The 23,200-nt window shown below is 46.2% G+C and carries 26 protein-coding genes and 1 riboswitch; of the genes, 3 read left to right on the top strand and 23 right to left on the bottom strand.

All coding sequences use genetic code 11. The annotated features are described in order from the left end of the window. Positions 1 to 114 precede the first annotated feature (114 nt). Entirely contained in the window at positions 115 to 729 is a 615-nt protein-coding gene (locus E0496_RS07710) for a genetic competence negative regulator (RefSeq protein WP_141501028.1), read from the bottom strand. Between the two features lie 203 nt (positions 730 to 932). Beyond that, complete coding sequence (locus E0496_RS07705) at positions 933 to 1,313, bottom strand: hypothetical protein (protein ID WP_141501027.1); 381 nt, start codon at positions 1,311 to 1,313, stop codon at positions 933 to 935. Between the two features lie 119 nt (positions 1,314 to 1,432). Between E0496_RS07705 and E0496_RS07700 the strand changes: the two genes are divergently transcribed. Beyond that, positions 1,433 to 2,281, top strand: a complete 849-nt coding sequence (locus E0496_RS07700; RefSeq protein WP_141501026.1) for a polysaccharide deacetylase family protein — start codon at positions 1,433 to 1,435, stop codon at positions 2,279 to 2,281. On the opposite strand, the gene E0496_RS07695 is transcribed toward E0496_RS07700, so the two are convergent. Next, positions 2,262 to 2,504: a hypothetical protein gene (locus tag E0496_RS07695; RefSeq protein ID WP_141501025.1), complete on the bottom strand. Its 243-nt coding sequence runs from the start codon at positions 2,502 to 2,504 to the stop codon at positions 2,262 to 2,264. The two genes, E0496_RS07700 and E0496_RS07695, sit on opposite strands and share 20 nt — an antisense overlap. Then, a complete protein-coding gene (locus E0496_RS07690; RefSeq protein WP_141501024.1) occupies positions 2,501 to 3,094 on the bottom strand; it encodes a CPBP family intramembrane glutamic endopeptidase in 594 nt (197 codons plus the stop codon). The genes E0496_RS07695 and E0496_RS07690 overlap by 4 nt, the downstream gene beginning before the upstream one ends. 110 nt (positions 3,095 to 3,204) lie before the next feature. Between E0496_RS07690 and E0496_RS07685 the strand changes: the two genes are divergently transcribed. Next, entirely contained in the window at positions 3,205 to 4,125 is a 921-nt protein-coding gene (locus E0496_RS07685) for a hypothetical protein (protein WP_141501023.1), read from the top strand. Between the two features lie 15 nt (positions 4,126 to 4,140). On the opposite strand, the gene E0496_RS07680 is transcribed toward E0496_RS07685, so the two are convergent. After that, positions 4,141 to 4,467: a rhodanese-like domain-containing protein gene (locus E0496_RS07680; RefSeq protein WP_141501022.1), complete on the bottom strand. Its 327-nt coding sequence runs from the start codon at positions 4,465 to 4,467 to the stop codon at positions 4,141 to 4,143. Between the two features lie 240 nt (positions 4,468 to 4,707). Between E0496_RS07680 and serA the strand changes: the two genes are divergently transcribed. Next, positions 4,708 to 6,300, top strand: a complete 1,593-nt coding sequence (gene serA / locus E0496_RS07675) for a phosphoglycerate dehydrogenase (RefSeq protein ID WP_141501021.1) — start codon at positions 4,708 to 4,710, stop codon at positions 6,298 to 6,300. Positions 6,301 to 6,412: 112 nt separating this feature from the next. Here the strand turns inward: serA and E0496_RS07670 are convergent, their stop codons facing one another. The 18 genes from E0496_RS07670 to E0496_RS07585 all read right to left on the bottom strand — a co-directional run bounded on the left by E0496_RS07670 (position 6,413) and on the right by E0496_RS07585 (position 23,149). Beyond that, complete coding sequence (locus tag E0496_RS07670) at positions 6,413 to 7,897, bottom strand: HAMP domain-containing sensor histidine kinase (RefSeq protein ID WP_241674633.1); 1,485 nt, start codon at positions 7,895 to 7,897, stop codon at positions 6,413 to 6,415. Next, a complete protein-coding gene (locus tag E0496_RS07665) occupies positions 7,898 to 8,614 on the bottom strand; it encodes a response regulator transcription factor (protein WP_053376699.1) in 717 nt (238 codons plus the stop codon). It lies immediately after the preceding gene. 27 nt (positions 8,615 to 8,641) lie between these two features. Then, positions 8,642 to 9,901: a cytochrome c biogenesis protein CcsA gene (gene ccsA / locus E0496_RS07660; RefSeq protein WP_141501020.1), complete on the bottom strand. Its 1,260-nt coding sequence runs from the start codon at positions 9,899 to 9,901 to the stop codon at positions 8,642 to 8,644. After that, entirely contained in the window at positions 9,898 to 11,556 is a 1,659-nt protein-coding gene (gene resB, locus E0496_RS07655; protein ID WP_141501074.1) for a cytochrome c biogenesis protein ResB, read from the bottom strand. Before resB ends, ccsA begins: the two co-directional genes overlap by 4 nt. A gap of 17 nt (positions 11,557 to 11,573) precedes the next feature. Continuing rightward, positions 11,574 to 12,104, bottom strand: coding sequence for a redoxin domain-containing protein (locus E0496_RS07650; protein WP_141501019.1), 531 nt, complete (start codon positions 12,102 to 12,104; stop codon positions 11,574 to 11,576). Between the two features lie 88 nt (positions 12,105 to 12,192). After that, complete coding sequence (locus tag E0496_RS07645; RefSeq protein WP_141501018.1) at positions 12,193 to 12,939, bottom strand: pseudouridine synthase; 747 nt, start codon at positions 12,937 to 12,939, stop codon at positions 12,193 to 12,195. Between the two features lie 54 nt (positions 12,940 to 12,993). Beyond that, positions 12,994 to 13,497 carry a spore maturation protein gene (locus tag E0496_RS07640; RefSeq protein WP_141501073.1) on the bottom strand — a complete coding sequence of 168 codons (504 nt, stop codon included), beginning with the start codon at positions 13,495 to 13,497 and terminating at the stop codon, positions 12,994 to 12,996. Between the two features lie 25 nt (positions 13,498 to 13,522). Then, entirely contained in the window at positions 13,523 to 14,182 is a 660-nt protein-coding gene (locus tag E0496_RS07635; RefSeq protein WP_141501017.1) for a nucleoside recognition domain-containing protein, read from the bottom strand. A 71-nt stretch (positions 14,183 to 14,253) separates the two neighbouring features. After that, on the bottom strand, positions 14,254 to 15,450 hold the full coding sequence (locus E0496_RS07630) for a D-alanyl-D-alanine carboxypeptidase family protein (RefSeq protein ID WP_141501016.1): 1,197 nt from the start codon (positions 15,448 to 15,450) through the stop codon (positions 14,254 to 14,256). Between the two features lie 132 nt (positions 15,451 to 15,582). Further along, complete coding sequence (ytfJ, locus tag E0496_RS07625; protein ID WP_141501015.1) at positions 15,583 to 16,074, bottom strand: GerW family sporulation protein; 492 nt, start codon at positions 16,072 to 16,074, stop codon at positions 15,583 to 15,585. Beyond that, entirely contained in the window at positions 16,047 to 16,739 is a 693-nt protein-coding gene (locus E0496_RS07620; RefSeq protein ID WP_141501014.1) for a DUF2953 domain-containing protein, read from the bottom strand. The genes ytfJ and E0496_RS07620 overlap by 28 nt, the downstream gene beginning before the upstream one ends. Positions 16,740 to 16,797: 58 nt before the next feature. Beyond that, a complete protein-coding gene (gene scpB, locus E0496_RS07615) occupies positions 16,798 to 17,400 on the bottom strand; it encodes an SMC-Scp complex subunit ScpB (RefSeq protein WP_141501013.1) in 603 nt (200 codons plus the stop codon). Then, complete coding sequence (locus E0496_RS07610; protein WP_141501012.1) at positions 17,369 to 18,151, bottom strand: segregation and condensation protein A; 783 nt, start codon at positions 18,149 to 18,151, stop codon at positions 17,369 to 17,371. The genes scpB and E0496_RS07610 overlap by 32 nt, the downstream gene beginning before the upstream one ends. 35 nt (positions 18,152 to 18,186) lie before the next feature. Further along, positions 18,187 to 18,657 carry a 6,7-dimethyl-8-ribityllumazine synthase gene (ribH, locus tag E0496_RS07605; RefSeq protein ID WP_139994612.1) on the bottom strand — a complete coding sequence of 157 codons (471 nt, stop codon included), beginning with the start codon at positions 18,655 to 18,657 and terminating at the stop codon, positions 18,187 to 18,189. Between the two features lie 22 nt (positions 18,658 to 18,679). Next, entirely contained in the window at positions 18,680 to 19,915 is a 1,236-nt protein-coding gene (locus tag E0496_RS07600; RefSeq protein WP_141501011.1) for a bifunctional 3,4-dihydroxy-2-butanone-4-phosphate synthase/GTP cyclohydrolase II, read from the bottom strand. Positions 19,916 to 20,461: 546 nt separating this feature from the next. Further along, the gene (ribE, locus tag E0496_RS07595; protein WP_141501010.1) at positions 20,462 to 21,121 is read right to left on the bottom strand and encodes a riboflavin synthase; all 660 of its coding nucleotides are present in this window, start codon (positions 21,119 to 21,121) and stop codon (positions 20,462 to 20,464) included. A gap of 39 nt (positions 21,122 to 21,160) precedes the next feature. Next, positions 21,161 to 22,258 (bottom strand): bifunctional diaminohydroxyphosphoribosylaminopyrimidine deaminase/5-amino-6-(5-phosphoribosylamino)uracil reductase RibD, encoded by a 1,098-nt coding sequence (gene ribD, locus E0496_RS07590; protein ID WP_141501009.1) that lies wholly within the window; start codon positions 22,256 to 22,258, stop codon positions 21,161 to 21,163. A gap of 219 nt (positions 22,259 to 22,477) precedes the next feature. Beyond that, positions 22,478 to 22,685, bottom strand: a riboswitch (FMN riboswitch). 32 nt (positions 22,686 to 22,717) lie between these two features. After that, on the bottom strand, positions 22,718 to 23,149 hold the full coding sequence (locus tag E0496_RS07585) for a peptidylprolyl isomerase (protein ID WP_141501008.1): 432 nt from the start codon (positions 23,147 to 23,149) through the stop codon (positions 22,718 to 22,720). Positions 23,150 to 23,200: the final 51 nt, after the last annotated feature.

Below are 23,200 nucleotides of genomic sequence, written 5' to 3'. Positions count from 1 at the left end.
TCTAATATGAACGCCTTTCCCTTACTGTATTCCATTTCATATGTCTCATACATGCAAGAAGAGCATCACACAGACAACAAACTGTCTGCAGATGCTCTTGGCAAGCCTGCTGGCTTAAAATTTAAAATGATTACAGATTTCCCGCACCGCGTGTTCGGGCATAATCACTTTCCCATACTCTTCAAGCATGGCATAGGTCACAGAGGTCGCTTCTCCATATTCAGCAAGCAATGCGATAACGGCGTTATGCCTTGAGCTATCGATTAGAGCAGGCTCTAATGCCAATATATATTTTCCGTTGTAGGAAAATAATTGGCCATCCTCGGTAAGAGTGGCGGATTGCAATTGCTTGCATACCGATATCACATCTTCGAATTCGCGGAAGGAATACATCACGACATCACTATGCTCAAGCGTAACTTCCATCTCGTATATTTCGTCTTCCGTGTCGTCATCTTCGGTTGCCCGATCTCCTGCATGACTGTTCATTTTGCCACGGGTGACAATCACTACCATACCTTGAGCGGGGAGGGCAAACACTTCGACCGCTAATGGGCCGCTGGCGTCGAATCCAAGTTCACTATATGCTTGATCCATCATTTCACTGAATAGTTCGTGTACTTTTGGAATTTCGCGCCACATGTCTTCCTTCTGGATCCCCCGTTCCAGCAGGTCGTCGAACGTCAGGAAAATCCGAATCTTATCCTGGCTCAATCGCTCGATTTTCATGACAGGATCCTCCTCTGCAGCATCTGTTGTAATAGCGTATGAATGATTTAGAAAGATGTGATAAATTTGACCAAATCATGCTATGTAACTACTTTATCATTTCTTTTAGACGAATGCACTAATATTGGATGAAAAAAAGAATCGTCTGACCGCACAGCATTTCTGCCCAGCGGCCTACGATTCTTTGGTCAGGTTTTCCTTATTTAATGAGCAACTGCTGACGATTCCGCTTTGATCTTATCTGCTTCCCGCTTCAGCTTGGGGTCACTGTTCACAATCGCTTCAATCTGTCCCCAAGCGGCTTCGGATTTTACGGCGGTATCGTCGGAATGCTTTGGGGCAAAAGCAGCAACATCTTCCTTAATCGAATTGCCCATCATTCTTGAAATTGATTTACGTGCTACCGACGAGCATACATCGGATAAGGCATGTGCTGCCCAAGAAACGGCACCAGGCTGCTTTTTTGCAAGATATACCGTTGCTGCTGCGCCAATTACCCCTCCAAATAAAAATCCGCTTAATTTCATAATTACAGTCACCTCTTTCTTGTCCAGCATTGGTTTCAAGAGATAGTTTGACCGCATACCTAGGCCCTCATTCGATATAAAATAAGGAAATCAGGCTTCAGCATGGCTGTAAGGATATATGATACAATGAGGTCGATTTAACCAATTTGGCTACTTACGCATGGAGGTTTACCACGATGGATCGAAAATGGCAGCTATTGACTCCCCTGCTGCTCGCAGCATTGCTTACAGGCTGCACAGCTCAGGAGCAGCAAACCGAAAATACATTAACGAAAGATATACCCGCAGCTGCAACTACAGAAGCGCCTATTTCCGCTCCTCCTTCGAGTCATGCAGCAGTTACGCCAGTACCAGAAGCATCTCCAGTCCTTGAAGAAGAAGTCCCATCCGCAAAGCTTTATCAAATGAACAAAGTATACCGGTTTGTGCCGATCGAAGAATCTACTCCAAAAAATGTGGTATTACTTACTTTCGATGACGGGCCACATGATGAGACCGTGCTCACCAGCATTCTCGATACGCTTGACAAGCATAAGGCAAAAGCTATTTTTTTCGTCAATGGCTATCGAGTCAAACAAAATCCCAAACTGCTTGAGCTTATTGATGAGAGAGGCCAAACCATCGGAAACCACTCTTGGGACCATATTGACCTCAAAAAAGAAACTCAAGCAGTCGTCGAGAAGCAAATTGGCGACGTTCAAAAGGATGTTGATGCTTTAATCGGCAAAAAGCCGCTTTTTTTCCGGCCGCCATATGGATCTGGTGGCGATTTAGTGAAGGAAACAGCAAAAAACCACGGCATGCTGTTCATGACGTGGTCCAATGGGTCTTTAGACTGGGATAAATCTGCAAAAAATAAACCGGAAGTCGTCATTCAAAATGTTCTGGAGCAGCTTCATCCCGGTGCTAACATTCTCATGCATGAACTAAAATGGACTGCTGACGCACTTGATGAGCTGCTAACTAAGCTAGAAAATAAAGGCTATGGTTTTATAAATCCTGCGTCTATTGCGCTTGATTCGTAAATTTCACACCATACCAGAACAGTCCGCCAACTAGGCTGACGAACAGAACAAACAACAGATTATAATACCATTTCGTCACCTTATAATTGCTCGAAGGATGTCTCTTGCGCCTTGGCGGCAGATCCGCTCCCTCATTGGAATTCGTTTCGATGTCAAGCGGCTCTGCCGCTTTGTCATGTTGTCTTGCTGCCCGCGAACTTCCAAATTTTTCTTTCCTGGTCATGACTCCCTCCTGAATCGTATAATCAACCCCATAATAAAATCAATAAGAAAATGAGCGATAATTGGCGCCAAAATAGAACCTGACTGTATATAGATCCAACCTAGACCATAACTAATCGAGAAAACAAGTCCTGTAGGTATCCAGTGCTTTAAATACCTTACATGAATAGTAGCAAAAATAATGCTCGTCCAATAGGGACCAATGGCATGTTGTATCGCTCCTCGAAAGAGAAGTTCCTCGCATATCGCGACAACGAGAGAAATGACAGCAATATGCCATACCGGACGTGTGCGGAAAATCCGGTCATTCACTCCGCCATCATCACTTGCTTCTTCCGGAACAAACCGAGAGATCAACAAATCAATAACGATAACAGCTGCTGCCAGACCTGCTCCCCAATAGACGAATTCAAGCCCTTTTGTAGGTGTAAATAACCGGATGACATTTTGATGCTGAAATAAAACCCATATTAAACCGATAATAAAAGTAATCGCCTGTGTGGCGTATAAATTAATAAGCAGCATGCGGTCATCCAGCTCATCAACAGATACCTTGCGCACGCGAATATTTCGAATATCAAATTTCTTCATAGCTTCCCGCCTGTCTGGAACGTTCGTATTTTCTTTTTTTACCTTTTCACCTATACTGATAGAACAAATCGACAGCATTATTTTTCTTGCACAGAAGGAGATAGAGAGAGATGGAAAAACGATTAACGACAACCGCAATGTTATTCAGTGTTGGATTTGTATTTATGCTCGTTTGCACAGTAGGCGCATTTTTCTATGGGATTCAAATCGGCAAAGATAAAACAGAAGAAAAATATGCAGTCGCCGATGAAGGATCTGCTCTTGCAGCCGCTGCCGCAACCCCTTACCAACAGCAGGATTTAGTTTCTTTCTATCATACTGTATTTTTGCCTTATCGTGAATTTCAAAACGAATGGTTTGCAGCTATGAACAAATTATCGCAAGGAAAAACAAATGAAGCAACTTCCATGTTCAAGGATCTCGCCAGCTTAGCTGATGACAAAGCGAAGGAAGCAAGCTCTGTTGATATGCAAAGATCCCCTTTGCTTGGGCAATCACAGATTAGCTACATACGCAGTCTTAAGCTCTTTAATGAGGCATCATTGAAAGCAGCCACCAGCGCTAAAACATTGACGACTACGGAACTGAAAAAAAATGTTGAACAGGAAAAAACCTATCTATCTGCTTCACAGTTCGCCTTAAATGCGCAGCAAGCTTACTATTCAGCAATGCTGAAATGGGCAGCTACCGTCGACACCGACATTCCATCCGAGTATTCATCAGCCGCAATGCTTGAGCTCAACCAATGGAAAAGTCTGTCGATCACTGTGAAAAACAAGTTAATGTCGGACCAGCTAATGACTCGAAAGAAACTTACGACTTATTATCCTCAGGATTTAACGAGTCGGGTGGACGAATTTGTGGTTTCGGGGCAGGCCTCAAAAATGAAGCTGCACACGCTGTCATCCGTTGTCGATCTTCTGATCAATACCGAGGCCGTGCGTTCAGGTGATTTTTTGGCCAGCATGTCCACGCTTTACCAAAAGCCTTTACTGCCTCAGCTTCCTTTCTTTTCAGTAGAGACGAATTAATCGATCCTCCACCCATCAATCATATTGAAAACCTTTTAACGAGGCTATAGCTGCCATACCACCAGCAACATTGTGGAGGCCGCTATAGCCTTGTTCTTCTAAGTAACTGCATACAGCAGCGCTGCGGACGCCGTGAGCGCATACAATGTATAACGGCTTGTCCCCATCAATTTCACCTAACCGCTCGGGTATTGTATTCATTGGAATGAGTACTGAAGGTTCTAAATGATAAAAATCCCACTCAAATGCTTCTCTCACATCTATAATTTGATTTCCTTCTATAATCCCATTATCCAACAGCTCTAGCACATATTGAGCCGTCACTTCCTGCCAGTTATTCATGTATAATGACCTCCCGTGTCGTGTTTTGACGCTTATGATGCTTGAATCATAACGAAATTTTCACAATTCAGCAAGTTTGAGGATTGCTTTTGTCCGCCACCTTGCATTAAAATAGAAAAGTCTACGATCGATGATCAAACTCTCGTCCCGCTGCTGCACAACGGTGCCGGGTCGAGGGTTTTTCTGTTCATATTCAGCGAAGCCTATAAGCTTCGCCCCATTTTAGGAGGCATACTTCACATGTTTAAAGTGTTAGTTTCCGATCCAATCAGCGATTTGGGCATTCAGCAGCTTGTTGAGGCGTCAGATGTCGCAGTCGACAAAAAACCTGGATTAAGCGAAGACGAATTGGTAGCCATTATTGGCGAATACGATGCGTTGCTTGTTCGCAGCCAGACGCGCGTAACTCCAAAGATTATGGAAGCTGGAAAACAGCTTAAAGTGGTTGGCCGCGCCGGCGTAGGCGTCGATAACATCGACCTCGAAGCAGCTACACAGCGTGGTATTATTGTAATCAACGCACCAGACGGCAATACGATTACGACTTGTGAGCACACGTTTGCGATGATGATGGCCGTTGCTCGGCACATCCCGCAAGCCTATATGAAAACTGTTAATGGTACTTGGGACCGTAAATCCTTCCTCGGTGTCGAGCTTCGCGGCAAAACGCTAGGCGTGCTTGGAATGGGCCGTATCGGCAGCGAGGTTGCTAAACGCGCTAAAGCCTTCGGAATGGATATTATGGGTTACGATCCGTTTATGACAGAAGAAAGAGCTGAGAAAATTGGCGTTAAGCTGGCTAGCGTTGACGACATTGTCCGTAATGCGGACTTCATGACGGTACATACACCGTTAACACCAGAAACTCGTCATATGATCGGCAAAGCGCAATTCGAAGTTATGAAGCCTGGCATGCGTATCATCAACTGCGCACGCGGCGGAATCATAGATGAGATTGCATTGGTCGATGCCGTTAATGAAGGTATCGTAGCCGGTGCTGCATTTGACGTATTTGAAGTGGAGCCTCCAGCTGAGGATCACCCATTCCTTACTCATCCAAAAATCATCGTTACGCCGCATCTTGGCGCATCGACGGTAGAAGCACAAGAAAACGTAGCGATCGACGTATCGGAACAAGTGCTTCACATTCTTCGCAACGAGCCGTTTATCAATGCGGTTAACATGCCTCCGATTCCTGCGAATCTGCAAAGCATCCTTCAGCCATACTTTACGCTTGGCGAGAAACTTGGCAGCTTCATTGCTCAATCGACAGAAGGCGCAGTGACAGAAATCGTCGTTGGCTACTCCGGAGAGCTTGCAGAGGTTGATACTCAGCCGCTAACCCGCCATATTGTACGCGGTGTACTTGCGCACCACCTTGGTTCCGAGCAAGTAAACGTTGTAAATTCGCTTCATCTGGCTAAGGTACGCGACGTGAACATTGTCGTCCAAAAATCGCACGCATCCAAGGACTTCACGAATCTCGTCACCGTATCCCTTCGTACGAAGAAGGAAGAGCGTGTCGTATCCGGCACATTGCTGACAGGTTACGGACCTCGTATCGTACAAATCGATAAGTTCCCTGTTGATGTTACGCCAGAGGGCAATCTTATTCTTATCTCGCATAATGATAAGCCTGGTATTATCGGCCGTGTAGGTACGCTTCTAGGAAATAATGACGTGAACATCGCCACGATGCAAGTAGGGCGTCAACTTGTTGGCGGTTCAGCCATTATGGTGCTTAGAGTCGATAAGGCTACTCCTAAAGACGTACTTGAGCAGCTTACAGGTATGCCAGAGCTGAACACAGCTAAGGAAATCACTTTATTCTAATCAATAGATAATGCAAGAGCCAACCGGCGTGATCCGGTTGGCTCTTTTTTTGTTTCACGAGCAACAAGAATTATCTGCTGCATTCTACAAAAAAAGCGTTCCCGAAGGAACGCTATGACAACGATTGATGGGCTTCGACAGGAATAAGCAGCGTAAACGAGGTGCCTGCACCCGCACTGCTCTCGACAACAATTCGCCCCTGATGCAAATCAATCAGGTTTTTGACGATTGCAAGTCCAAGCCCTGTCCCACTTGACGAACCGCGTTTACGCGCTTTATCCGCCTTGTAGAAGCGTTCAAATATATAAGGCACATCCTCAGAAGGAATGCCTTGTCCTTCGTCTCTAACGCTCAGCTGAACATACTGGCTGCCATTAACCATCTCTTGTTTACCGCCAATCGTAATCGACTTACCAGAAGGGGTATGTCTAAGCGCATTGTCGAGCAGGTTAGTCAGCACCTGCTCCAAACGATCCTCATCTGCTTCCATCACAAACAAAGGGTCTCGCGGCAGCTCGGCAAGCAGCTTCACTTCGCGCTCTTTTGCGTATACTTGAAACTTGCGGTGAACGCGCTTCACTACATGCCTTAAATCGACCTCTTGGAAGTTCATATCTACATGGCCAGCTTCCATTCTAGCTATATCAAGAAAATCGTTCACGAGTCTGCCCATACGAAGTGATTCATCATAGATGACCTGTACAAGCTCCTTGCGGTCTTCCTCTGATACAACAATATCATCTAGAAGTGCCTCGCTGTAGCCTTGCAGCATGGAAAGTGGTGTTCTGATTTCATGTGAAATGTTAGCTACAAAGTCTTTCCTTAACTTCTCCAGCTTGTGCTCCTCGGTCACGTTCCGAATAACAGCCACGGCTCCGCGTACTACCCCTTTGGACTGCAAAGGGGCCATTACCACAGACCAGACACTGCTCAGGACATGAAGCTTATCCGTCGCATCCCGTCCTTCTTCCATGACGCTTTGAAACAATTCCCGAAGTGGTAAAGGAACCTCTGACTTCGAGGTTAACGTATCCGACATATCTTCCTGCCACGCAAGCTCCACGCCGGACCATTGACTAATCAGCAAATGTCCGCTTGGGTTTGTAAGAATAACTTTACCGTCTGCATCAAACGTAATGACAGAGTCACCCATGCTTCGCAAAATGCTAGCCAAATGGTTTTTCTCATGGTTCAAATCATGAATAAGCTTATCCAACTGCTCCGTCATATGGTTAAACGTGTCCGCCAGCTCACCAATCTCATCACTGGAGCGGATATTGACTCGCGTACTGTAATTCCCTTGAGAGATGGAGACAGCCGCATCCTTGAGCTGGAGCAGCGGTTGCTGAATTTTTTTTGAAAGGAAAAATGCAAAAAAGGTGGACAAGAGAAATCCGATAATCGCCGTAAATACAAACAAAACTTTTACCTGATGCGAGCTGTCATGCGAATTATCGTCGAACCAGATATCCACATATTGAAGAAGAAATACCCCCACAATAAGCAATACGACAGCCACGAGCAGCATAATGGTCGCCCAAAGCTTCCCAACTACGCTGCGCCACAGCTTTCCGGCCAAACGCTGCCACATGCCCATTTACTTAGGCACCTCAAGCTTATAGCCTACGCCCCACACGGTAGTAATCATCGACGCTGCATCCGGAGATACTTTGTTCAGCTTCTCACGAAGCCGTTTCACATGGGTATCTACCGTTCTTAAATCGCCAAAAAACTCATAGTTCCAAACGTCCTTCAACAGTTCCTCACGGGAAAACACCTTATCCGGCGACACAGCCAAATAATGAAGCAGCTCATACTCCTTAGGAGTTAAGCTAACTTCCTGTCCTCCCGCGGTTACACGATGCGCGTCATGCTCAATCACCAGGTGAGGGAATACGATGTTATTGCTCGAATTGATTTCCTTCGTCAGGAACGCAGTCGCCGAAGACCGGCGCAATATGGCTTTCACGCGATAGATGACCTCGCGCGGGCTGAAAGGCTTAACGACGTAATCATCGGCGCCAACCTCAAAGCCTTGTACTCGGTTCATCTCCTCGCCTTTTGCCGTAAGCATAATGACGGGAGTAGCCTTGACCTGACGCAAGCGTGAGCATACCTCAACACCATCAATACCAGGAAGCATCACATCCAGCAAGATGAGTGCGTAATCCGTGTTAGACGCCAATCTTAGCGCCGTCTCACCATCCTCGGCTTCGTCGATCGTGTAGCCTTCCTTCTCTAAATACATTTTGAGCAGACGACGAATCCGTTCTTCATCATCTACAACCAAAATTCGACTTGAATAATCAGACATAGCGTATTACTCCTCTCGAATCATAGACTAAACACCTGAGTAGGAATGTAAGCCCGCAATAACAAGGTTAACCCCTACCAGTGTAAACAATACAACGACAAAACCAATGACTGCTAGCCAAGCCGAGCGATGCCCTTGCCAGCCGCGCGATAAGCGGAAATGCAGATAGGCACTGTAATACAGCCAAGTGATAAGCGCCCATACTTCTTTCGGATCCCAGCCCCAGAAACGGCCCCAAGCGATATTTGCCCAGATCATAGCAAAGATTAATGCACCGAGCGTAAAGATCGGGAATCCAATGGCTATCGCGCGATAGCTGATTTCATCCAAATCTTCTGCGTCAACGCCTTCCATAACCGGATGGATGACAGCACCCAGCGGCTTACGGAACACAAGGCGAAGCAATCCATAGAGCAGGCTTCCTGCAATAATTGACCAAACTACCGTATTCAGCTTGCGTCCGGAATTTGCACCGTTCATCCAGTAAGGAGCTTCAAAGATCGGCTCACTCATTCCCAGGAAGGAATCGAACTTAACGGTATCGCTGTTGTAAGGCTTAACGATAGCAGGCAGCGTATAATACACCGTCTCCTCTGTCGTCGTTTCGATTCCCTTTGAATCAATGACTGATTTTTGCTGAATGAATTCGGCCTCGTATCCCATACCGCGGAATGCAAATACGGCTACGATAAAACCTACAATCAAGATGATCGAATATAAAGAGAATTCGACCCAAAACTGCGATCTCTTCGCTTCTTTTGTTTTCCCTTTGAAATCGACGACCCGCAGCAAATACATTAAGCCTGCCGCAAAACCAACAGCGAAGAAAGCTTCACCTAGTGCTGCTGTTGTCACATGCACCTTCAGCCAGTAGTTATTGAGAGCCGGTATTAATGGCTGCACCTCTTGCGGAAACACAGAGGCATAAGCAACGATAATAACGGTAAGCGGCAATGAGAACATACCAAGCAATGGTTTTCTGTAAATGGCATATACAATCGTAAAAGCAATCATAATCGACATGCCAAGGAAAGTCATAAACTCATACATGTTGCTGGTAGGAATTTGTCCGCTTCCGGCCCAGCGTGTAAAGAAGAAGGTCAAATGGGACGCAAGCCCCAAGCTGGAAGTAATGAAGGCGATCCTTCCCCAGCGTTTCTCATGTTGAATGGGATCACGGTTGCTCCATTTCTTACCTGCAATCGCAATCACATAAAACATAAAGGCAAAACAATAAAGAAAAAATGCGACTATAAAAGCGTCGCTGCTAAAATCAACTAAACTCACGCGTTGTTCCCTCCGTTATCAAGCGACTTCGGATCTACGGTTATCCCTATTTTTTGAAGCGCTCCCGCAACATCTGAGCGCATACCGTACCAGTTTTTATTTGTATGTGCGCCTAATGAAAGTTGTCCATCGTCAACCCGCAGCCATATGCGGCGATGCTGCCAATAGGAACCCATTAATAGGCCGATCATGGAGAAAAATGCACCGATCCAGACATAAGGCAGCGCTTTATCCATCCGAACATTTAAATAGGTTGAAGCTTCTGAAAAATCCACGTTTTCCATCCCATCAACACGAATTTCGATTTTGTCCGCTATCGCATGGTTAATCGCATCTTGTGAGAATTTCACCTTATCCTTTTGCATCGGGAAATACATGTAAGGCTCGCCATCTGGATCTAAACCAGGACCTTTTACGGTGAAAACAAATGCAGGTGCATTCGGATCACGTGACAAAGTAGTTGGCTCGCCGTTGTCTCCAATGGCGAATTCCATGTAATTCGCGTAAAGGTCTAGCGTATACGGCCCAAGCTTATGCTGAAGCGCCGAATCCTTCATCGGTAAATCAAACGGTCCGTATTTCTCACCCGTTTGCTTATCGATAAGAATCGGATGAACCGCATTTAATCGCGGCGTCGTATCAAAGTCAAATTGGTAAAGCTTCAATCCTTTATACTTCAATGGTTCATTAACGATGATATTATGCTTCATCACTTCTTTGAGCACTGGCTGCTGTGATTGATCATTGCAGTTGCTCTCGCATTCATACAGCACCGCCTTTGTCTCGAACAACTTGGCTCGTGCCGTTCCTTTCAGCTTGTCTGGCAGCTCATCATCCGTATAAAACTCCACGGTGAATTTTTCGTTTTTCACAAAATAATTCGTATTGGCGATTTGCACGGTGTCGCCGTCAGGAATCGTTATGTAGCTGTCCATTTGCCAGCTTGGAATGCTTCTTGCCAGAATAGCCAGCAGAAACAAAATGAGACCAATGTGATTGATATAAGGTCCCCAGCGGCTGAAACGGTTTTTCTCGGCAAGCAGCGCTGTACCGTCCCGATGAATCCGATAGCCTTTTTTCTTCAACTGAGCCCCGAGCTGCTCCACCCATTTCTCTTCATCCCCGTCGATCGTCTGCTTGTACACCGTTTTCTGACGGTGTATAAACTGCAAATGTTTGCGAATTTGCTGCTTGCTAAGCGCCCGGTACAAAGGCAATACTCGGTCCAAGCTGCAAATAACAAGCGAAGTACCAATCATGACAAGCAAGCCAATGAACCACCAGGATTCATATGTATGCGACAAACCAAACAAATAATAAAGCTTGCCTGGCAACCCGTAAGTCTCTTCGTAATAAACCGATGGGTCGAAATTGTTTATAAAGGTGTTCTCCTGCGGGTAAATCGTCCCCAGCATAGCCGTAAGAAACGTGATCACGATCAAATAAATAGCGATCTTAACGGATGAGAAGAAATTCCAAATCTTATCAATATAGCTCGGATTGCTCTTTTGCGACCGGCGGGCTACCCCGTCGTAACGCATTTCAAGAGGGAGATCCGAAATATCATTGTTTTCGAGCGGCTTGCCGCAGCTCTCGCAAAGCACGGTGCCGACCGCATTTTGATGGCCGCACTCGCATTTTGTGTTTTCAACCACTAACACAGTAAAACCTCCTACAGCTGAAGAAGCCGTTCAATCCGTTCATCAATATCCACTTCCGTCATGCCGCCTACTTTAATTTCCATAATTGAGCCATCCGGCTTAATGAAAAAAGTAGTAGGGTATGATTTCAGCCCATAACTGCGTTCCGTTTTACGATTAACATCGCGCAAAATTGGATAATTCAAATCAAAGCGGCGAACGAAGTTGTTCACGGTTAACGTATCCTCACTTAAATTAATAGCGAGAATAACGAGACCTTGATCCTTCCATTTTGCATATTGCCTTTCGAACTCCGGCATCTCCTTCACACATGGCGGACAGAAAGTGCCCCAAAAGTTGACGACGACAGCCTTGCCTTCATAGTCAGACAGCTTCTGTTTATTCCCTTCCAAATCAACAAGCTCGAATTCAGGAGGGATGCTGCCATCCTTGAGAGGACCTTTGTCATCAGCAGCAAACAAGGTAGACCCGATTGCGTATCCACCTATGATCAAGACGGCAATCAAGATACAGATCTGTACCGTCTTGCGTGATTTTCCCATAATTAAATTCACCACCAGCTTCTCTCTGCACAGCTCTCGAATACTATCATTATAACGAAAAGTCGACGGCAATTACTGCCGCCGTCGATTACTTTTTATGAACTTTATGTGTCTTGCTATTCGCAATATCAAACAGTTCTTTGATTTCCTGCGGCGTCAAATGGCGATACTTGCCTCTGCCCAGATTCTCAAGACCAAGTTCACCAAATCGAATTCTCTTCAGACGAGTTACCTTATGTCCAATAGCTTCAAACATGCGCCGAACCTGCCGATTGCGGCCTTCAAAAATCGTGATCGTTATCGTCGCTTCATTCCCGTCGGTATCCACATCGTGGTACTCAAGCACCGCAGGAGCAGTCATGCCGTCCTCGAGCTTAATACCTTTCTCCAACTTCTCAAGCGCGGTGCCGTGAGGAACCCCTTTGACCGTTGCACGATAGGTTTTCGGTACGTGATGACTTGGATGCGTTAACAAATTGGCGAATTCGCCATCATTCGTTAAAAGTAGAAGCCCTTCCGTATCATAATCCAATCGACCGACCGGATAAACTCTTTCCTTAATGCCTGGCAAAAAATCCGAGACCACTTTGCGACCCTGCGGATCCTTGGCGCTAGTAATGACTCCTTTGGATTTGTTAAGCATAAGATAGAGCTTCTTCTCGCTCCTAATGGCTCTTCCGTTAACGGTAATGGTATCTACAGCCGGATCCGCCTTGACTCCAAGCGTCGTAACTTTCTCTCCGTTAACCTCCACTATGCCTGCTAAAATCATTTCTTCACATTTGCGACGGGAGGCTACTCCCGCTGCGGCTAATATTTTCTGTAAACGTTCCAATGCTTTCACCTCAATCTCCATCATACCGATATGAAGAACAAAGTACAAGCTTCACTACCCGAATATGTATAAGCAAATGAAAATAGCAGCTAAAAATCCAACCATATCAGAGAATAAGCCTACTTTTAGAGCATAACGAGTCCTACGAATGCCGATTGCCCCGAAATAGACGGTTAGTACATATAAAGTCGTATCTGTACTGCCTTGAATAGTTGAAGCGATTCTTCCAATCATGGAATCAGGCCCATAAGTTTGAATCAGATCAGTCGTAAAAGCTAATGATCCTGCACCTGTTAACGGGCGTAAAATACCTAGCGGCAGCACCTCACTAGGAATTCCTGCCCAGTCAAATAGCGGACGCACGGCGGATAGCATAAGCTCCAGTGCACCAGAGGAGCGGAACATACTGATAGCCACCATCATGCCAACCAAATGAGGAATAATATTAATGGCCGTTCCAAAACCATCCTTGGCACCTTCGACAAAGGTTTCATATACGGGTACCTTTCGCCTTAATGCCGCATAAAGAGGAATAAAAACAATAATTGCAGGAATCATCCATGCTGACAAGTTAGTGAACAGATTATACAACCGGCTCACCTCCGGCTGCTGGAGTAGCCGACTTTATCCCAGGCTGCCTTGGAAGTGAATTCGTTATGTTCGGAGGCGGGGATTTTCGTCTATACCATCGATCGGCAAGGATGGCTGCGCCCGTAGCAATAAACGTGGCTGCAAGCGTGGTGCCTATAATTTCAGCCGGGTTTGCTGAACCATAATTCATTCGAATGGCAATAAGCGTAGTCGGTATGATTGTTATGCTGGACGTATTCAGGGCCAGCAGCGTACACATCGCCGGTGTTGCCGTAGCTGGATCTGGATTCAGCTTTTGCAGCTCCTGCATCGCCTTTATTCCCATTGGAGTTGCGGCATTCCCAAGGCCAAACAGGTTTGCGCTCAAGTTGCTCATAATGTAGCCAATGGCCGGATGATTGCGGGGAACATCGGGAAAGAGCATGCGCACGATTGGACCAAGCATACGGGCAAGCTTCTGCAATAACCCTGCGTCCTCCGCAATTCGCATCATCCCAAGCCAAAAGACCATGATGCTGATTAAGCCAAAACTTACAGTGACGCCTGATTTTGCACCATCAAAGGCGGCTTGCGTCACCGCATCCATTTTTCCAGTTATAGCAGCTACTACAACGCTAGCCACGATAAAAAACAACCAAATCCAATTGACCATGCAGCCCGCCTCCCCCATCTATGCGCCAAACTCGAATAACGGATCAACGTCTCCCGCGCTGAACAGCCATCCTAATGCTCGAATAGTGCGTTAATCACCTTTGCAATGGAGTGAAAAAACACTTTTTCACTATACCTGCCATACTCTGACGCCTTTCTAAAATCAGCCAGTGTTTGCTCTGCATGTCTTGAGGTTGTTGAGAGCTGTAATCTGCTGCTTCCGCTATCGTATAGGGGCACAGCTCCTATCTTATTTTGATACATGTACCATTCCAACATTCCTCTCTCGCCCAATAAATAACGAGTCGATGCTACATCATTCAAAACCAAGCGTGACTGAATTGTTCCATTTTCCTGTGCTGCCATCGGGTATTTGAAGGACTGGCCTACGACAAACGGATAGCCCGCCAGCGCTTGTCCTTTGGCTGCTATTTCCTGTAAAGGATAGTTTTCGAAGCCCCAATCCAGCATCTTACGATGATCAGCCCAATCATCACTATCGTTGATGGTTACAGCTGCTAGCTGTTGATTTTGCCTAGTAGCTGAGCTGACCAAGCACCGAAGCGATTTTTTCGTATACCCGGTTTTCACGCCATCCGCGCCTTCATACATCGTGAGCATTTTATTTTTATTCGTATAGCTGTATTCCCAATTTTCGTGTGGATTAGGCACCTTTTTGATTTTCGTGCTCACGATTTGAGCGAACACTTCATTTTTCAATGCATATGCGGTTAGCTTGGCCAAATCATTGGCTGAAGAGAAATGCCCATCTTCATCAAGACCATGAGGATTTTTGAATTGAGAATGGGTTAAGCCGATGAATGTCGCTTTCTCATTCATGAGATGGACAAATCCCTCTTCTGTACCGCCTACATGTTCTGCTATCGCTGTTGCCGCATCATTCCCTGATCGCAGCATCAGACCGTAAAGCATATTCAGGAGGCTCATTTCTTCATTGAGCTGCAAATAAATAGATGAACCTTCCTTACCGACTGCCCGCTTGCTGGTCTTTACCATATCCGTCAGCTTGCCGTGTTCAATCGCTACGATAGCCGTCATGATTTTGGTTAAGCTGGCAATTCTCATTGGCGTATCCCCATTGCTGCTATGCAAAATTCTGCCTGATTCAACATCAATCAGCGCCGAAGCTTTTGCGTTGGTTAACAAAGTAGACGGCTTAGCGTATGCTGCAGGCAAACGGCTAGTTCCCGCCAATACGACGGTCATCAAGCCCAAGAGCAAAATTCGCTTTACCTTTATATAATGCATGTCCAATCTAGCCCCTCTCCAAGCGTTAGTAGAAAATGCTTCTGATTTTATACTTCAGTATATGCTTGTACATGTCGCTCTAGACGAAAAACAGCCAATTAAAATGAAAAACTGCCCTCTCGGGCAGTTCTGTCATAAGAGGTGATCGTTCGCTTCGACCCGTTCGCTAACAACGGCATGCGGTGTATCAACATATGATGATGTGCTTGCAGTTGATGGTTGCTTCATCATCGACTGAATCTTGTCAAACACATGCGGTGCGGAATCAATGACCCGCTCCAGCAGATGGGTTTGATTGTCTAGCGGTACAATCTTAACGCCGTGTGTGCCTACAACAAGGAACGCAATTGGCGTAATCGATACTCCGCCGCCGCTTCCGCCGCCGAACGGCATCGATACAGATGCATGATTCGCATCCGATTGCGATCCACTTTTATGGTCAGCATCATCCAGCCGTATGTCACTGCCACCAGCAACAAAGCCGAAGCCAACCTTCGATATTGGCATAATAATACTACCATCAGGCGTTTGAACAGGATCGCCTACAATCGTATTGACATCAACCATTTCTTTAATATTTTCCATTGCCGTTTGCATTAAGCCTTGAATAGGATGTTCTGCCATGCCTTGACGCCTCCTTTCGTTTTCCTCATCCGAACGAGCAGTTGCAGTCCGGCAAGAATAGCATAACCGAAGCGGATTTGAGCTATGCATGACCATTCGGTCCGAAAGGCAGCCCCTTGGTAAATCGGCTGTACATTCATCTTTGGTTCCGTTTTTAATTTCAACATCTGTGAAAGTAGACCGATAATAGACGTTTTGACTGACCAGACTGCGCCTGTTGTCATCGCTGTCCACATCGCATCACCGGTGCCTACAAATGTCGTCCAGTTCCATTCCAGCAAATGCACTTTCGTAAGTGTTTTTCTGGCCCAACCCGTCAAATTCCTGGTCACATGCAGCAGATGCTTGAATTTATCGATCGATCTAGCAATCTTCTCTGCATCGATCTCCTCATTATATTGTTTCCAAGTATCGATTCCCGCTTTTGCCTTCGTAACCTGCTCCTGCAGTTGGACGGATGTACCGGTGAACAAAATGATCGGCACTTTATAGCGATATCGTATGATTCCATAAAGCGCCTTGATGTTCAATTCTGCGTCATCATCGCTTCCTACCCGCTTCAGATGCCCTTTGATGACAACCTTAGACCGCAAGATTATGATTAAAATGAACAAAAAAAAGAGACCGGCCGCCGTTTTCCAACCGTAGGGGTAACCGAGCATCATGATGCTTCCTCCGTTTCCCTTATATAGGTTGAATATAGTATGACCCGGCGGTCAAATCTCATTCTTTTATTTCTTCAATTGTAATTTGTCTGCTATCCAGGCGATCGAACAGAAGCTGTGTCTGTTCCTCGAGCGCATCGTCAAGATCAACGTTGCCCGGCTCTGGAAGCTCTTTGATTGAAGGCAATCCAAAATAATCCAAAAATGATTTCGTCGTTCCGTACAAAATCGGTCTTCCTATTTGTTCTGCTCTACCAACCTCTTCAATCAAATCCTTTGATACAAGTGATTGAATGGCTCTGTCGCTTTTTACGCCACGGATCTCCTCGATTGTTATTCTCGTGATTGGCTGCTGATAAGCTACGATGGAGAGGGTCTCCAGTGCAGCCTGTGAGAGCTGCGATCGCGTAGGGGTGTAAGCCATTCGTTCAAAATAAGGAGCATGATCCAAATGAGTAGTTAGACGATATGAGGCTGCAACTTCTGCAATTTGAATGCCGCGGCCCTCGCGCTCCAAATCACGCTGCAAATCGTAAACCAAATCTGAAGCCAAATCAGCATCCAGCTCCATAATATCGGCAAGCTGGCGCTTCGTTAGCCCTTCGTCTCCTGCCATAAACAGGAGTCCTTCAATAATCGTCTTCAACTTCTGATAATCCAACTTCAGCCAACTCTCCTTTCCAATGAATGACGATATCGTCAAACAACTGATGCTGGAAGCAACGAATATGCTTCATTTTCATTAGCTCCAGTATCGCCAGAAAGGTGACTACGATTTCGTGCCTATCCATATTTTCACTTATGAGACGCGAGAATTGCACCGTTTCAAACTGTCTGAGCACTTCAACGATATCACGAATCCGGTCTTTGACCGAAATTTCATCCCTTTGAATCGTTGAAACCACGTTACGCCTTGCTGCTCGGCGCAGCGCCTTCTGAAACGCAACGATCAAATCCGATACATGGAGTCCTTCGACCGGATTAACCTTCTCTTCCTTCATGAAAGGGGTCATATCCTCGGGTTCCCTTGAATAGACAAGGCTGCGCTCGAATTCCTTCTCGCGCAGCTGCTCGGCTATTTTCTTGAATTTCCGGTATTCCACGAGCTTCTGGATAAGCTCATCACGAGGATCCAGTCCGTCATCAGGCCAATCCTCATCATATTCATCCTCAAATACAGGAGGCTTAGGAAGGAGCTGCTTGCTCTTTATCGCCAAAAGGGTAGCCGCCATGACCAAAAACTCACTCGTAACCTCCAGCTCCAGCTCCGTCATCGCATGCAAGTAATCCATATATTGAATAGTAATCTCGCTGATAGATACTTCATGGATATCGATCTCGGATTTGTCGATCAAGTGAAGCAATAGATCAAGCGGCCCTTCAAAAGAATCCAGCTTATAAAGCATCGACACTTACATTTCCTCCCGCCTAGCCTTAACTTTCCTGCTTAGCCCTGCAATTGCTTCGTCAAATTAGCCATTTCAATTGCACTAGCTGCTGCTTCATAACCTTTGTTGCCTGCTTTCGTGCCGGCACGTTCAATCGCTTGTTCGATTGAGTCTACAGTTAGTACGCCGAAAATCGTAGGAATGCCGGTTTTGAGCGCGATTGCCGCCACGCCTTTAGCAGCCTCGTTGCACACGAAATCAAAATGCGGCGTTGAACCACGAATAACGGCGCCAAGCGTAATTACCGCATCGTATTTTCCACTCTCCGCCATTTTTTGTGCGATTAACGGAATTTCGAATGCGCCTGGTACCCAAGCTACCTCTACGTCCGAATCCTGTGCACCATGACGCTTAAATGCATCAAGTGCGCCTCCGAGAAGCTTGCTTGAGATAAATTCGTTGAAACGGCCTACGACTACTCCATATTTTAAACCTTCTGATACTAAATGTCCCTCATAAATACGTGCCATTTGTCATCTTCCTCTCAGTATGTTAAATAATATAGTCGATTCCTTCAGAGCTTAGCAAATGTCCAAGCTTATTTTTTTTCGTACGCATATATTCTTGATTATCTACATTCGCGGCCATTTGAATCGGAACGCGCTCCACAACTTCCAGCCCGTAGCCTTCAAGTCCTTTAATTTTGCGCGGATTATTCGTTAGCAAACGCATTTGGCGAACGCCAAGATCTTTTAAAATTTGTGCGCCTATACCATAATCGCGCAAATCGGCCGGAAAGCCAAGCTTTAAATTTGCATCAACGGTATCCAGTCCTTCTTCTTGCAGTGCATAAGCCTTTAATTTGTTAATTAGGCCAATGCCTCTTCCTTCTTGACGCATATAAAGAAGCACTCCGCTCCCCGCATCTTCAATTTGTTTAAGTGCTGCTTCAAGCTGCGGTCCGCAGTCACAACGGTGTGAATGAAACACATCTCCAGTCAAGCATTCTGAATGAACCCGGACAAGCAGCGGACGTTCAGGATCAATATCTCCTTTGACTAGAGCAATATGCTCTTTGTTGTCAACGATATTCGTATAAGCAATCGCACGGAATGTTCCAAAATCCGTTGGCAGCTTCACATCAACCGCGCGCTCCACCAGCTTCTCCATCGCATTGCGATATTGAATCAGCTCTTGAATCGTAATTAGCTTTAAGTTGTGCTTTTCTTTAAAGGCAATCAGCTCGGGTAAACGAGACATCGTACCATCTTCATTAATAATTTCGCAAATGGCTGCTGCTGGTGCGGAACCGCACATCACTGCCAAATCAATTGCTGCTTCCGTATGGCCAGCGCGACGGAGCACGCCGCCTGATCTTGCAATTAGCGGAAAAATATGCCCTGGTCTCCGGAAATCCGATGCTTTGGTCGTCGGATCGATAAGCGCCTTAACGGTTTCTGACCGTTCATGGGCGGAAATACCGGTAGTTGTTCCAACATAATCAACCGAAACGGTAAATGCTGTTCCGTGATAATCCGTGTTATGCGTAACCATCGGCGGCAAATCAAGCTGCTCTGCACGCTCTTGCGTAATCGGAACGCATACTAGACCACGCGCCTCGGAAATCATGAAGTTAATGACCTCCGGTGAGCTTTTTTCTGCAAGTGCGATTAAATCACCCTCGTTTTCCCGGTCCTCGTCATCTACAACAATAACCGGCTTCCCTAGCTTGAGGTCCTCAAGTGCATCTTCAATCCGATCGAATGGGCTGTTATCTGTATGTTCCATATGGGATTCCCTCCTTTGTGACAACCACACCTTTGGTAAGGCTTCTACCTTGCCTTCAAAGGTTTTATTTTTCTGTATTTTTAGTAATAAAAACAATTAAAAGATTTTCGAACCCACCCAAACCCTCCCTTCCAAGGGAGGGCCCCAAGGACTGCGTCCTCTGGACACCTGCAATTGGACTAACCTTGGCGTTACTCAGCCGCTCTTGAGAACGGTTGGACGGTGGATCGCTTTCGTCACTGCGTGACACGCTTAACGTTAGATGGATGTTACACATAAGGCTGTGGACCACTTTATTCACTGCGTGACACGCTTACTTTGATGACAAATTAAGCGGAAAAACTCCCGTTAGTTTGGCAAGTTATGAATGAATAATAATATTAGCTGGAATTCCTGCTATTTCATTGGATAAAGCCAAATCAGACGAATTAAATGGAGAAAATCCCGTTAACCATTCCTTTAACGAAGGTTAAGTAAAAGACTAAAGGGCAGAGCCCGTTTTAAACATCTCACTTATTAAAATAACAACAACGAACTCATCTACTTTTACAAAAATCCATTCTCCATCAGAAATGATGTACTGAGCTTGGACTCAGGCCTAGCCGACTCTGGCTGCTTAAAATGGAGCAGATGGTCAACGTATTTTCCAATGACATCGTTTTCGATGTTGACGGTATCGCCCGCATGCTTGTGCTGAAGGGCCGTCTGGGCAAGTGTATGCGGTATGATCGAGACGGTAAACGTATTAGATGCGGTGTCTACGACCGTAAGGCTGATCCCATCAATGGTGATGGACCCCTTTGGAATGACATACCGGAGCAGCTCGCCCTCATCCAACTGAACCTTAAAGACAACGGCATTGGCATCTGTCTCGCGGTTGATTATTTTTCCGGTACCATCAATATGGCCCTGAACAATATGGCCGCCAAATCGGCCGCCCGCTTGCATCGCCCGCTCTAGATTTACGCGTTCACCTGTCCGAAGCTCGCAAAGGTTTGATTTGCGATACGTTTCAGGCATCACATCTGCCGCGAACGAGGTCGCATCAAAGGAGGTCACCGTCAGGCAAACGCCGTTAACCGAGATACTGTCACCAAGCAAAACCCCGTCCGTTACAAGAGACGCCCCTATAACAAGACGCATCGCCTCACCCTGCTTCTTGATTCCTTTCATTTTCCCTACTTCTTCCACTAAACCGGTAAACATGGGCTTCCTCCCTAATCAGGCCGAATAAGCAGCCTGCTGCTAATACATCGGGTAACCCGAAATACGAATATCCTCACCGGCCATTTCGACACTGACGCGATCCAGTTGAACGGCATCTGCCATCTTGTCGAAACCGGCGAACGTAAACGTTCCTGGCGCTGCTGCGCCGCCGATAATTTTAGCCGCGTAATAAAGGACAATTTTATCAATTAGGCCTGCTTCCAGCATGGCACCATTTAATTGGCCGCCGCCCTCAAGGAGGATAGAGCCTAATTCCAACTCACCAAGCTTTTTCATGCCTTCGGTCAAATCAACCTGAGCTCCATTGCCGCAAATCACAACTTCAACTCCAGCAGCTTCGAGCGCCAGCTTCCTTGCTTCGTCAGCCTGTGCGGAAGTTAAAACAATGGTCCGAATCGTACGGTCCGTCACTACTCTAGCGTTTAGCGGCAATCGAAGCTGGGAATCCACAATGATTCTTACCGGATCAATGGCAGGAACCGCCGCCCTGGTATTTAACAGAGGATCATCTGCTAGTACCGTTCCGATTCCGACCATGATGGCTTCATGCTGATGGCGCAGCGTATGAACCTGCTCGCGGGCTGTTGTGCCTGTTACCCAGCGGCTATCGCCTGTTTTGGAAGCAATTTTGCCATCTAACGTGCTTGCGGTTTTTAAAGTTACGAAAGGAATTCTAGTTGTAATATATTTATTAAATTTTTCGTTCATTTGTTGGGATTGCTGTTCCATTACCCCTACCGTAACTTCAATTCCTTCTTCACGCAGCCTCGCGATTCCCCGACCCGATACCTCCGGATTGGGATCGCCACTTGCCACTACCACTCTCGCTGCTCTCGCGGCTATAATGCGTTCGCAGCATGGCGGTGTTTTTCCGAAATGGCTGCATGGCTCCAGCGTCACATAGACGGTTGAGCCTTCTGCCTCATCACCAGCCATTAGCAGAGCATGCACCTCTGCATGGCCTGTGCCACGCTTCAAATGCGTGCCGAGGCCGATGATTCTTCCATCCTTAACAACGACACAACCGACGACAGGATTAATTCCCGTTTGCCCGGAAGCTTTGGCCGCCATATCCAGAGCCAGACTCATATAATACTCATCGTTTAATATGTCCATATACAAAAAACACCCCTATCGGCAAACGATCCGACAAGGGTGATGAAAGAGTATTCGAGATCTACGACAAAACCGATCGGCGTTGTCGGTTTTAAAGTCCGACTCCTGCCTTATTCGCATAAATTGCGATAACGGTTTGTGAATACGCTAAAAAAACAAACTTAATTTGTATGTGAAATTAAACACATACAAATAAGCCAATTGTTATAGCTGTCGAAGCATCTCCTTCTCCCATCCAGACTGTACTGTCGGTCCCGGAGTTTCACCAGGTCCACCGTTCCAATTCGCTTCCATTCGGTATGACCGAAACAAAAGCTCCTTAGACCGGGTCACGGACTGACGAGAAGTACAGGGTTTCGGTTATCCGATCACCCTGTACCATCCCGATCACCGCCGGTTAGGAATCTCACCTACCCCGAAGGATGCTGCACTTACATATTTATAGTTGATATCTTATCATTAAATGCTTTCAACTTCAACCTTTTCCATTTTGTCTCCGCCTTTTAATGCGTCAACAAACTCCATGCCCTTCGAAACTTTGCCAAAAACCGTATGTCCGCCATCCAAATGTGGCTGTGGAGCATAACCGATATAGAATTGGCTTCCGCCTGTGTTGCGACCTGCATGTGCCATCGCAAGCGTACCGCGCTCATGCTTGTTCGGGTTGATTTCACAATCGATTTGGTAACCAGGGCCACCAGTACCTGAACCGTTAGGACATCCGCCTTGAGCGACGAAGCCTGGAATAACACGGTGGAACGTGAGGCCGTTATAGAAACCGTCGGTAGCAAGCTTCTCGAAGTTTGCTACTGTGTTGGGAGCATCTTGATCAAATAGGTCAATTAGAACTTCTCCGCCGTTTGCTAGTGTGATTTTTGCTTGTTTTGCCATTGCTGCATCTACCTTTCTTTTATCCAGATAAGACTACGTTACCAATTTCGC

Source organism: Paenibacillus luteus, from assembly GCF_006542765.1.
Classification (GTDB): Bacteria; Bacillota; Bacilli; order Paenibacillales; family Paenibacillaceae; genus Pristimantibacillus; species Pristimantibacillus luteus.
This window is presented reverse-complemented; position numbering and strand designations above follow the sequence as displayed.